The sequence below is a fragment of the Brucella sp. NBRC 12950 genome, from assembly GCF_030268145.1.
Classification (GTDB): Bacteria; Pseudomonadota; Alphaproteobacteria; order Rhizobiales; family Rhizobiaceae; genus Brucella.
Window position 1 is genome coordinate 204,104 of sequence record NZ_BSQC01000011.1, and the last position, 11,957, is coordinate 216,060.

Genomic DNA, 11,957 nt, shown 5'->3' on the forward strand with positions numbered 1-11,957 from the left:
CTTATGTTGGTAGATTGTGTAGACGGATTGTTATTGCTTCACCGCGCCCGCAGTCAGACCCCCGACCAGATAACGCTGTAAAAGGAAAATAATGATCATCGCCGGTGCGATGCCGATGAACGATGCCGCCATCAACTCATTCCAAACGACTTCCTGCTTGCCGAAGAAGGCAAAGAGGCCAACCGGCAGCGGCATGTATTCCGCCTTGGAATTGAACGTCAGCGCGAAGATGAACTGCTGTGCATAAGCACCAATGAAGGTGGTGATGGCCACAACGATGATACCCGGCATAGCAATTGGCAGAATGACACGGCGCAGCGTGTAGAACTGGCTCGCGCCATCCATGTAGGCGGCCTCATTCAGCTCACGTGGAATACGCATCATGTAAGTGCGCAGTAGCCAGATCGCCGCCGGAATGAGGAATGCCACACCTGGCACGATCATCGCCGCATAGGTATTTAGCAGCTGGAAGCTGCGCATTAGACGAAACAGCGGAATCAGCAAAACCGCGCCAGAAAACATGTTGATCGCCAGAAAGCCACCAAGGATCAGCCCTGCGCCGCGAAACTCGAAACGCGAGAAAGCGTAAGCGGCGGGTACCACCAGAATGAGAACGATGATCGTGACCACCGAGGAAATAAAGAACGAGTTGAAGATATAGCGTCCGAACTCAGGCACGCTCTTCCACATTGAGAAATAGGCATTGAAACTGCCATTCTCGGGCCAGAACGTATAAGGCGACGAGAACAGCTGATTGAGCGGCTTCAGCGAAACTAGAAAGCCCTCGATGAACGGCGCCAGCAGAAAAAACAGGAACGCTGCAATGCCCACATAGGCAGCGATTTTTTCATACCATGTATAGCGGTCGATAAGCGGCGTATTTTGCGGTTGGCTCATTATCTTTCCCCTTACGCAAGTTTTTCCGGGCTGATGCGCCGCGTGACACGGAAATAGGCAAGGCAGAATAACGAGAGAAATATGCAGATGGTTACAGCACGTGCAGCCCCCTCACCATAACGCTTCGAGCCGATAGCCGTCTGATAGGTGTCGATAATCATCGTCGTGGTCGAGCCGTTCGGGCCGCCCTGCGTAAGGATCCAGATGATGTCGAACGAGTTGAATGTCGCAATGGTTGAAAGCATCGACATGGTGATGATGGCAGGCAGCATCAGCGGCAACGTCACACGGCGGAAACGGTACATACGGCCTGCGCCATCCGTCCACGCAGCTTCATAGAGATCCTTTGGGATCGCCTGAAGGGCCGCAAGGAAATAGAGCGTCACCATCGGCACACCAATCCAGACGTCCGTGACAATCGTTGCCCAGAAAGCCGTACTGCCATAAGCGAGGAACGCAATCGGTCCATCGACCAGTCCGGCGCGCTGAAGCATACCGGAAATCATGCCAAACTGGCCATTATACATCCAGCTCCACATGAAGATGCCGATAGCCATCGGCACGATCCACGGCGGCATAATCATCAGGCGGAACAATGCACGCCCCGGCAAAGCCATGTTGAGAAGCACCGCTCCAAACATACCGATCGATATCTTCATCACTACCGAAAAGAACGTCCAGATGAATGTCCGACCAATGACAGCCAGAAACTGCGCATTGGCGATCTTTTCATAATTGGCCCAGCCAACCCAATTGGTCGTGCGACGCAGCGATGCATCGGTAAAGGACAGGATGAAAGTGTCGATCAGCGGATAGGCCACGATGGCCAGCACATAGATCAGTGCTGGCGCAAGCATGACCCACGCAAAGATGACTTTGGAGCGTTGCATTCCCATTTATCAGATCAAACTTTCTGAAGTGCTGTGTCAAAGCGGTCCCAGACGGGACGCAGATCGATGACCGTGCGCTTTTCGCGCGCTTCATCCATTGCCATGGCAAGAATGCCTGCTTCCATTGCATCAAGCGGCGAAACAGGAAGCGGTCCGGCATGCATAACATGCGCGATCACTTCTTCCGCCATCTTTTCGTCTGCGCCATAGTGCTGTGAAAGCGTCGTGCGGGTCGCATATTCTTTGTGAATAGTGCGCTTTTCATTCAGCACTTCATGCACATCGAAATAACCGCGGATAAAGTCGCCCTCAGCCTGACCACGCGTTCCGAAAATCGCAAAGCGGCGGAACTGGTCCGGCGCATTCAGATTCGTATGGAAGTTCATGCCGACGCCGTTGGCATATTCAATGATCGCCACCTGATAATCGATGATGTCACCGTCGGAATCGAAAACCTTGTCCGAGCCTTCCCAGCCCGTCGGCTTGCGATGGAACAGCGACATATCGTTGATACCTTCACGACGCGGATCATTTTCCGGAATGAATGTCTTGCGGCCGCCAAAGCTTGCAACGCGTTCAGGGCGCGAGCCGATCACACTGTTGTAAAGATCGAGATCGTGACAGCACTTCTCTAGAAGAAAGCTACCCGACCACTTCGAATAGCGGCGCCAGTCGCGCATGAAGAATGCGCCATGGTATGGATAAATATGCTCTGCGGCTTCGACCGAAACGATATTGCCCAGCATACCGTCACTCTTGGCCTGCATCAGATCACGATACATCGGCGCATAACGCAGCACCAGGCCAACAAGCAAACGCTCCTGACCATGCTTGGCAAGGAGCTCAGCCAGCGCATAGGTCTGCTCGATAGACGATACAATCGGCTTTTCCGTGAAAACAGTAAGACCCGCTTCAAGACCCACGCGAATATGATCGAGATGCATGTGGTTTGGCGAGCCGATCATCAGCAGATCGAACTTCTCGTTGGCGATCAGCTCTTCCGGCGTTGCATATTGCTTGCCAGCCGAAATGCCATGCTCATCCAATTCTGCCATGCCCGCTGGAGCAGGATCGACATAGCCGACAATCTGGAAATCGGGATCAAGCGCATTGAAGACAAAACCCAAATAACCCAGACGATAGCCCAGTCCTACAATGCCGACTTTCACGATAAACTCCCATGCGATTTTTAGTAAGATGAAAATCTACACCACAAAATGTCAAGAAAAAACACACAGAATTTAGCAAAACAAAAACTTTTCACACAGACTTGAAGCGGTTCAGAAACAGCATTCCTGCACGCCAGCCTGAAAAGAAACCATATTGCTCGAAATCGGATCAATCTGTTCAAATTCCAATCGACGAAAGCGCGAGTTGCAATTTTTTCGAATTAGAACAATTGCTTATATCAAATCGAGCTTCCTGTACCTACTGCCACAGCGCACTTAACCGCGATGTTGACGCGATAAAACCTCACTCCATCGGGCGCATGAAGTCATGCTAAATCCGCAGCAAAAGAATTTAATAACCATTAAATCATGAGTGGGTGAATTTTAGGATGGACAAAATTCATTGAAGGCGATGATATAGTTACTAACAAGGCCAAACACTCAATACCGCACGATTGGAAGCCTACGCGACCGAGACTCAGCGGAATTGCATATATCTAAAATCCGCATCTATCCGAAAGTAGTTTAGACCTTTTGGGATGCGCTTACATTTGCTGGTGGAGAATTGCATGCCTAGCCTATTCCGACTTGAAAATTCGTGGGTCGCAACGCCTGCACCAGCCGGAACAATGACAATCGAAGTGTTTAACCTGTCGGATGAAACCCTGACTGATTTCTCGCTTTGCTACACCAGCATTACCCGTATTGTTGGAGAACCGCAGATCACGAACGGACACTTCGTCCTGCATGATGGCAGCTTCAACGAAGTAGCTGCACCCAAAGGCTTCACATTGAAGCCGGGTGGAACATGGACGGTGAGCGTCGCACCACTTAATCGCTCACCGTTTCATGTTAATGACGGAGCGAAGACGGCTTATCTCAAATGTGCCGATGGCCGTTTGATCCACATTGAGACCGGCGAACTCGCACTTTCGGGACAGAATCTCCCTCTGCCCGGCCCGCGTCTGCCGGAGGGTCGTCTTACGCTTCCGTTTGCCGTGCTGCCATGGCCTGTAAAGTTTAGTGCTGAGGCAGGCAGCACACCAATTGCTTTGCACCCCGCAGAAGGTACCGATCTTGCTGGCCTGCGTGCACTGTCGCTGGTTGAATCGCTTCATGCCCGGCTATTCCCGCAAGCACGTCAGGTCTTTTCACTCAAGTCGGTCGAAGGCGGACGCGCCGTTTCTATAAAGACCGACGCGCGCATCAAAAAGAGCGGCTTCACCATCGATTTCACCGCTGAGCTGATCACGGTTACGAGTGCCGACGTCGACGGCACACGCCATGGTCTTGTCGCGCTCGCACACATTCTTGATGGTGCAAAGCAGGATGCAGAACGCTTCAAATTCCCACTCTCGGGCCGCATTGAAGATGCCCCACGCCATGATTGGCGTGGCTGCCTTCTCGATGTTTCGCGTCATTTCTGGACGCATCAAGAAGTCACGAGGTTCCTTGACATCATGGCCTGGTATCGCCTCAACACCTTTCATTGGCATCTGACCGACGACGAAGCCTGGCGCATTGAAATACCTGAACTACCCGAACTGACGGGGATCGGCTCAACCCGCGCTCCGAACAGTGTTATGCTGCCGCAATTGGGCGATACGCTTGAACCATCGCGCGGCTTCTATACGCAAGCGCAAATACGCTTAGTTGTCGAACACGCGCAATCGCTGGGCATCGAAGTGGTCCCGGAAGTCGATATGCCTGGCCATTGCAAGGCGGTGTTGACCGCGTTGCCGTATCTTCAGGACCGAAATGAAGCAAATGAGTCCTACAAAACAGTGCAGGGCTTCACGAACAATGCGCTCAACCCGGCCATGCCAGCGACATGGGAGTTTGTGAAGACGATCCTGGACAATATCGTTGCGCTTTTTCCGGGCCGCTATATCCATATCGGCGGCGACGAAGTGGCCGACAATTCCTGGATCGGCTCGCCACTTGCGCGCGAATTGATGGAGCGCGAAGGCCTTGAAGGCACGTTTGAACTGCAATCCTGGTTCATGCGCAAACTCAAGATCATGCTGGAACAGCGCGGCCGCGTTCTCGCTGGCTGGAATGAAGTAGCCCATGGCGGCGGTGTGCAGTCGGAAGGCACTCTGCTGATGGCATGGCAGGCACCCGAGATTGGAATTGAGCTTGCAAAGCAGGGTTATGACGTCGTCATGACGCCGGGTCAGGCCTATTATCTTGATATGGCGCATTCGCATAACTGGTGGGAACCAGGCGCTGGCTGGGCTGGCGCTTCTACGCCAGAAGAAAGCTATGCTTACGAGGCTGCGGGCGATTTCCCGCCGGAACTGGCGCAGCATCTTAAGGGTGTTCAGGCATGTATCTGGTGTGAACATTTCACTACGCACGCCTATTTCAACGACCTCACCTTCCCACGCCTGCTGGCGGTCGCCGAAGCAGCATGGACACCAGCATCGGAAAAGGATTGGCTGCGCTTTGCTGTGCAGGCACGCCGTCATCCGCTATTTTGATCCTTGTGTCCTGTGCGGTTTTAGCTGTGCAGGACAAAGACTATTTTGGATATAGTGGCGCACTGAATGTCGACCTCGAGCCTTGATCTTGTCCGGCAATATCCGATCGTGCGTGCCAGCACGATCGCGATCCTGTTTTTTGGTTTTGCGGGGGCGGCCACAACACCTTATCAGCCGATTGTCGGCATCCGGGTCATCGGCTTAAGCGATTTCACCTATTCGGTCGTGGCCTTCTGTGCCGTCGTGGCCAATCTCGCGGCCAGCATCGCCATCGGACTGGTATCAGACCGCATCGGGCGTTATCGCGCGCCGATGGTTATCGTTACAGCCCTAGGCGTTGCAGGCTTCGGCCTGATCTGGCTGTTTCCGTCGCCATGGGTCTTTGCACTGGCAACAATTGGTCCGATTGCACTTTTCAACGTCATCAGCACGCTGCTCTTCGCCAATATCCGCAATCACTCGGCGGGAATGACAACGATTGAACTCGGAGATTCGATCACCATCGTTCGTATGGCGATTTCGATCGCGTGGATTCTTGTCCCCGGCCTCGTCGGTGCCGTGCTTGCCGGAACTGGCTCGCCTCTCACTGCATATTCCTTTGCAACGCTGCTTTCGCTTGGTTGCTTTGTGTCGATCATGACGCTGATGCCCCATGATCATAAGCCGGAAGTAAACGTACAAAGCACAAAGCCATCAAGCGTTGCCGATCTTCAGCGCCTGATTTCCCCCGGCGTTCTCATTCGGTTGATCGGAACCGCGCTCATTACCTCGGTTTTACATGTGAACGCCATCGCTTTGCCGCTAATCATTACCGGGCGTGGTGGTGGTACGGTCGAAGATGTCGGCATGGTAATGGGCTTCGTGGCAGGACTTGAAGCAATCCTCATGCTCGTCTGGGCCCGCATAGGACGCCGCAAAAGCCAGATTAGCATTTTCTGTGTCGCATCATTGCTTTACGCAATCTATCTTGTCTGGCTTGCATTCCTAACCACACGATGGGAGATTTACGCCGCATCAGCGATTGGGGGGATCGGCGCTGCTGCGATCGTGAGCCAGCCAATAAGCTATCTGCTTGGTATCATTCACGATCGGCCCGGCTTGTCTGCTTCCCTGATCGCAATAAACATGTTTGTCGGCGGTGGCATCGGCACGGCGCTTTTTGCGATCGGCACAAGCTTTGCTGGCTATGGAACCGTCACCATCATGGGTGCTATCGCAGGATTGGCCGGTGTCGCGATACTTGCAAAGGTAGAGTACAAGAAAAACTGAGGGGGATTATTTTGAGCCGGATACTATTGGAAGTCTGCGTTGATGATGCTGAAGGGCTCGACGCCGCGATCAAAGGCGGTGCAGATCGGATTGAGCTTTGCGCGGCACTCGCAATCGGCGGGCTGACGCCCTCCATCGGCCTCATGCAACTTTCGGCCAAAGCACCAATTCCTATCATGGTGATGATACGGCCCCGCGCTGGCAGCTTCGTCTGGACCGAAGATGAATTGCAGATCATGGAAGCCGAAATTGCAGCAACACGCGCGCTTGGCCTTGCAGGTGTTGTGATCGGTGCCAATCTGCCCGATGGCAGGCTTGATAAGCATGCATTGCAGCGATTGGTCAAAGCAGCCGATGGCCTTGAGATCGCACTGCATCGCTCAATTGATCTTACTCCGGATGCAGCGCAGTCAGTGCACTTGGCTGTTGAACTTGGGATGAACCGGATTTTGAGTTCAGGCGGCGCCTTGAAAGCCATATCTGGCCTCGATCGCCTGAATGTCATGCAGAACGCAGCGAATGGCAAAATCATCATCATGCCGGGTTCAGGCGTGAATATAAGCACACTTCCGGCAATCGCGGCAGCATTGCCTCATCTCACTGAAATTCATGCATCCTGCAGTGCGCCAATCGATGCAGATGAGATTTTGCTAAATTTCGGCTTCGCCGTGCCGGGTGCCACAAGAACCACAGTAGCGAAGGTTGCCGAGCTTCAAGCAGCCCTCAAAGCAATTGCCGACGGCAGACAGCCACCTTCCTGATTTGAGCAGCCAACCCGTGCTCAGGAATGGCTGATACGCAAACGGAGCAAAACAAAATTTGTGTTAAAATAAACAACTGACATAAGAAATTTGTGTTGAAGTAAAATTTTCTTTTCAATAGAAAATTACAACACAAGGAAAGGGCCGGAGTTGCAACCGACAGAAGACCTCTATCAGACTGTGCAAGCAGCGGTGCCGGAGCTTACTCCGAAGCTGCGTGGCATATGCCTGTTGATCGAAAACGATCCGGTAGGCTTCATTCGCTCCACTGCACGCGAATTGTGCAATCAGCTTGGTACTTCAGAACCAACTCTCATCCGCTTCTGCCAGCGCTTTGGCTATGCGGGCCTTGCCGATTTCCGCATCGACCTCGCTTTATCGCTTGCCCAACGCCCCGGCCTCGTGCCCGCTGGCGTGGAAGCCAATCCAGTTGATCGTCGCGCCGTCAATTTCGACGCCAAGGATGCAATCGGACGCAAGGCAGTCCAACTGCTTGAAGGCGATACAGCGGTGCTGTTTGATAACGGCTCCAGCATAGAACGCTTCGCAGCGCATCTAGGCGACCTTGCGCCACTTATCGTCATGACCAGAAGTCTTGACGTTGCACAGACCGTGCTTCGTCACAAGCAGCATCAGGTGATGCTGACTGGTGGTAGCATTCGTCGTGAGACCATGTCCGTCTCCGGGCGACTGGTGGATACGGCTCTTTCCCAGATGCGTTTCGATACGTTCGTCATGGGTGCAGATAGCATTGAGCCCGAAACAGGCGTCAGCACTTTTCTGGAAGACGAGGCCCATGAAAACCGTGCGATGATCGAGGCTTCTGGCCGTGTCATCGTACTGGCCGACAAGACCAAATTCAGCAAACCACGGCTGCATCGTATCTGCGCAATGGATCGGATTACGGCGATCATAACCGATCTTGAACCCAATCACGAAATAGCCAACCGCATCCGCGAACGCGGTGTGCGTGTCATCAGTACTCAAGAGGACGGCGTTAATGACTAAACTGGAAACGAGCCACACCTGGCAGGAAATTCATGCGCAGCCGGGTATCTGGCAGGCATGGGCAGCACCTCTTGCCACCCAGTCGGCTGAAATCCGTGAATGGATCTCCGCCAAGGGCATCAAGCGTATCGTTTTCAGTGGCGCGGGCACCTCGGCTTTCATCGGTCAGGCTCTTGCATCGGTCAAGGCAGACGCGATTTCACTTACCGCCATTCCAACCACCGACATCGTTTCCAATCCATCCGAAACGCTGTCCGATGATGCGGAACTGCTCGTGGTTCAATTTGGCCGCAGTGGCAACAGCTCGGAAACCATCGCAACACTCGACCTGCTGGACGAGCATTTCCCGAAGGCGCACCGGCTCAACATTACCTGTAATGGTGAAAGCGCACTGGCAGTTCGTGCAGCTAAAGGCCCAGGCGAGCAGCGCGTGATCGTCCTGCCTGAAGCAACACATGACCGCGCCTTTGCCATGACCTCCAGCTATACCACGATGCTTCTGTCGGCACTCGCCTGCATTGATGGCACGGTTGACGTCGCCGACAAGCTCAACAAGCTCTCGGCTTCGGGCGCTAAGGCAATTGCACAACTCGACGCAACGCCTGCCCCGCATCCAGACCGAGCAATATTCCTGGGTTCCGGCGCACTGACCGGCGTTTCTCGCGAAAGCGCACTCAAGGTACTAGAGCTGACCGCAGGTCAGGTCATGACCAACTGGGACAGCACGCTCGGCTTCCGTCATGGACCAAAAGCTTCGGTTGTCGGCAACACTCGCGTTGTGGTCTTCATTCACCCGGATCAGCACACCGCGCGTTATGATCGCGACATCGCAGCTGAAATTGCTCAGCAGTTCCCGACAGCGACTGTTACGACTGTTGGCGGCGAAGGCTGTGATCTTGCGCTTGATCTTACCGGCGACAGCCGCTGGGACGCCGTACTTTACGTGCTTCTGGCGCAAATCTGGTCTGCCCGCTGGTCAGCAGAGCTCGATCTCAACATCGACAATCCATTTATTGATCAGGGCAACCTGACACGCGTTGTTTCCGGGGTTAAGATTTACCCCTTTGCAGCATGAAACACGAGGTCAGCATGATCTGCGGTGCCATTGATCTGGGCGGCACCAAAATTGAGGGCCGCCTGTTCGACGCAAATATGGAAACGGTTCTGACAAGGCGTATTCCAACGCCTGTCAGCGACTTTGAGGCCTTTATCGATGGGCTTTCGGCGCAGATTGAATGGCTGACCGAGACGGCGGGCAATCCAAATCTGCCCGTTGGCATCAGCCTGCCGGGCTGGATTGATCCAGCCACCGGCCACGGCTTTGCATCCAATATCCCCATCACCGGTCGCGATGTGGGTACAGCATTGGTCAAACGTTTCGGTCGCAGCTTTCCGCTGATGAACGACTGTATGGCTTTCGCCTATTCGGAAGCGCATGGCGGTGCAGCAGAAGGCAGCGAAGCGATGATCGGCCTGATTGTCGGCACCGGCATGGGCGCTGGTGTGGTCATCAAGGGCGAAATTCCGCCGCGCTATAATGGTCTTGCACTGGAAATCGGTCACACGGGTATGCCTGCACGCGTTCTGAGCGAGCAGAACCTGCCATTGATCCCTTGCGGCTGCGGCAAGACGGGTTGCATGGAACGCTATGTTTCTGGCACGGGCCTCGCCGATATTTCCAAGATCAAGCTCAATGAGACAATCTCCAATCAGGAACTCACATTGCGCGCGTCCAATGGCGATGCGAACGCAGAAAAAGTTCTCGATAACTGGGGTGATCTAATGGCGGAATCGCTTCTGACCATGCAGCTTGTTGTCGATCCGGATTGTTTCGTTCTTGGCGGCGGCCTTTCCAATATGGATGGTGTAGCCGAACGCGTCTCAAAGGCATTTGAAAAGCGCAAGCTCGGACCCACTCGCATACCCGCCATCAGAACTGCACGTTTCGGTGATAGTTCAGGTGCCCGTGGCGTTGCGCTATATGCACTTAATCATTCTGGAGAAAGCCAATGACCCGTCTTGTCGCCCCCGATTATGTATTTCTGAATGGGCGACTTCAGACTGGCCTCGTAGCCGAGATCGGCCGGCATGGCGTCGATCGTCTTCGCCCGCGCAAATCGGATGAAACGCCGGACCTCACGCCGCACGTGCTGATGCCAGCCTGCATCGACCTGCAGGTCAATGGTGCTGGTGGCGTCATGCTAAACTCGGAAACCAGTGCAAAAGGTATCGCGCACATCGTCGCGACACTGCGCAAACTCGGCACTGCTTGGGTTCTACCGACGCTCATTACCTGCGAGCCGGAGCGCATCATTCAGGCAGCCCATGCAGCCGTTGAATGCAAGGGCATGGATGGTTTCTTCGGCCTGCACATCGAAGGCCCACATCTCAACCCTGCCCGCAAAGGCACGCATCGCGTTGAATTCATCCGCCCGATGGATGTTTCCACGCTTGAAGCGCTGCAAATTCTGCGCAAGGCGGATGTGCCTGTCATGTTAACGCTGGCTCCGGAAATGGTGCCTGGCGACACGATCCGCGAGATCGCCGATATGGGTGTCGTGGTTTCCGCCGGTCACACCAACGGCACAACGGAACAGGCGCGCGCCGGGCTTGAAGCTGGCATCAGCTGCTTCACCCATCTTTACAACGCCATGCCGCCAATGACATCGCGGGAGCCCGGTGTGGTCGGCACTGCAATTGGCAGCGATGCTTTCGTCGGCATCATTGTTGATGGGCATCATGTGACATGGGAAATGGTCGGCGTCGCATGGCGTGCGCGCCCAAAGCGCGACCGCATGTTCCTTGTATCCGACGCCATGTCGACCATTGGAGGCCCGGATCATTTCGAACTTTATGGCGAGCGCATCGAAGTGCGCGATGGTGCACTCGTTAATGCGGCGGGTTCCTTGGCAGGTGCTCATATCGACATGGTCGGCTGCCTTGCCAATCTCGTTCAGCATGTCGGCGTGCCGCTTGAAGAAGCCATTCGCGCGGCCTGTGTCGTGCCTGCCGATGTAATGGGCGTAGCTAGCCCAAACCTTGGTGCCGGAACGCCACTGCCAGAGGTGCTTGCTCTGGATAGTCATCTTCAGCGCATTTCTCTCTGAAATTTACCTTATAAATGGAGTCCCGTTATGAGTAGCACTCAGACCTTGAGCAAACTTCCCGCCCGTTATGCGAGCGGGGCGCGGGGCGGCATCACCTCGATCTGCTCGGCACATCCTCTGGTTATCGAAGCAGCCCTTCTTGAAGGCATTGCAACCAACACCGACGTTCTGATCGAAGCCACCTGCAATCAGGTCAATCAGGATGGCGGCTATACCGGCATGACAGCTGCAGATTTCCGCCGTTTCGTCGAAGACATTGCTGCACGTCTCGGTTTTGATACAAGCCGCCTTATTCTGGGTGGTGACCACCTCGGCCCCAATCCGTGGAAGCACCTTAGCGCTGAAGAAGCCATGGCCAAGTCCGAAGTGATGA

Annotated in this window: 11 protein-coding genes; 8 read left to right on the plus strand and 3 right to left on the minus strand. The window is 54.3% G+C overall.

The window, feature by feature from the left end:
• Positions 1–30 precede the first annotated feature (30 nt).
• From QSJ70_RS18980 to QSJ70_RS18990, 3 genes are read right to left on the minus strand one after another with little or no spacing between them, the layout of a single operon-like run.
• Positions 31–897 (minus strand): carbohydrate ABC transporter permease, encoded by an 867-nt coding sequence (locus QSJ70_RS18980; RefSeq protein WP_215777695.1) that lies wholly within the window; start codon positions 895–897, stop codon positions 31–33.
• A gap of 11 nt (positions 898–908) precedes the next feature.
• Positions 909–1,793 (minus strand): carbohydrate ABC transporter permease, encoded by an 885-nt coding sequence (locus QSJ70_RS18985; protein WP_285538722.1) that lies wholly within the window; start codon positions 1,791–1,793, stop codon positions 909–911.
• A gap of 8 nt (positions 1,794–1,801) precedes the next feature.
• Complete coding sequence (locus QSJ70_RS18990; protein ID WP_215777699.1) at positions 1,802–2,956, minus strand: Gfo/Idh/MocA family protein; 1,155 nt, start codon at positions 2,954–2,956, stop codon at positions 1,802–1,804.
• Between the two features lie 569 nt (positions 2,957–3,525).
• On the opposite strand from QSJ70_RS18990, the gene QSJ70_RS18995 reads away from it, so the two are divergent.
• The 8 genes from QSJ70_RS18995 to QSJ70_RS19030 all read left to right on the plus strand — a co-directional run.
• Positions 3,526–5,439, plus strand: a complete 1,914-nt coding sequence (locus QSJ70_RS18995; protein ID WP_285538725.1) for a family 20 glycosylhydrolase — start codon at positions 3,526–3,528, stop codon at positions 5,437–5,439.
• Positions 5,440–5,505: 66 nt separating this feature from the next.
• Positions 5,506–6,708 carry an MFS transporter gene (locus QSJ70_RS19000; RefSeq protein WP_215777702.1) on the plus strand — a complete coding sequence of 401 codons (1,203 nt, stop codon included), beginning with the start codon at positions 5,506–5,508 and terminating at the stop codon, positions 6,706–6,708.
• Positions 6,709–6,719: 11 nt separating this feature from the next.
• Positions 6,720–7,469 (plus strand): copper homeostasis protein CutC, encoded by a 750-nt coding sequence (locus QSJ70_RS19005; protein ID WP_285538726.1) that lies wholly within the window; start codon positions 6,720–6,722, stop codon positions 7,467–7,469.
• A gap of 150 nt (positions 7,470–7,619) precedes the next feature.
• A complete protein-coding gene (locus QSJ70_RS19010) occupies positions 7,620–8,477 on the plus strand; it encodes a DeoR/GlpR family DNA-binding transcription regulator (RefSeq protein WP_215777706.1) in 858 nt (285 codons plus the stop codon).
• Complete coding sequence (locus QSJ70_RS19015; protein ID WP_285538728.1) at positions 8,470–9,552, plus strand: SIS domain-containing protein; 1,083 nt, start codon at positions 8,470–8,472, stop codon at positions 9,550–9,552. The genes QSJ70_RS19010 and QSJ70_RS19015 overlap by 8 nt, the downstream gene beginning before the upstream one ends.
• 14 nt (positions 9,553–9,566) lie before the next feature.
• Positions 9,567–10,490, plus strand: coding sequence for an ROK family protein (locus QSJ70_RS19020; protein WP_285538730.1), 924 nt, complete (start codon positions 9,567–9,569; stop codon positions 10,488–10,490).
• Positions 10,487–11,584, plus strand: coding sequence for an N-acetylglucosamine-6-phosphate deacetylase (nagA, locus tag QSJ70_RS19025; RefSeq protein WP_285538732.1), 1,098 nt, complete (start codon positions 10,487–10,489; stop codon positions 11,582–11,584). The genes QSJ70_RS19020 and nagA overlap by 4 nt, the downstream gene beginning before the upstream one ends.
• A 27-nt stretch (positions 11,585–11,611) precedes the next feature.
• On the plus strand, positions 11,612–11,957 hold a 346-nt coding region (locus QSJ70_RS19030; protein ID WP_285538734.1), incomplete at its 3' end, for a class II D-tagatose-bisphosphate aldolase non-catalytic subunit.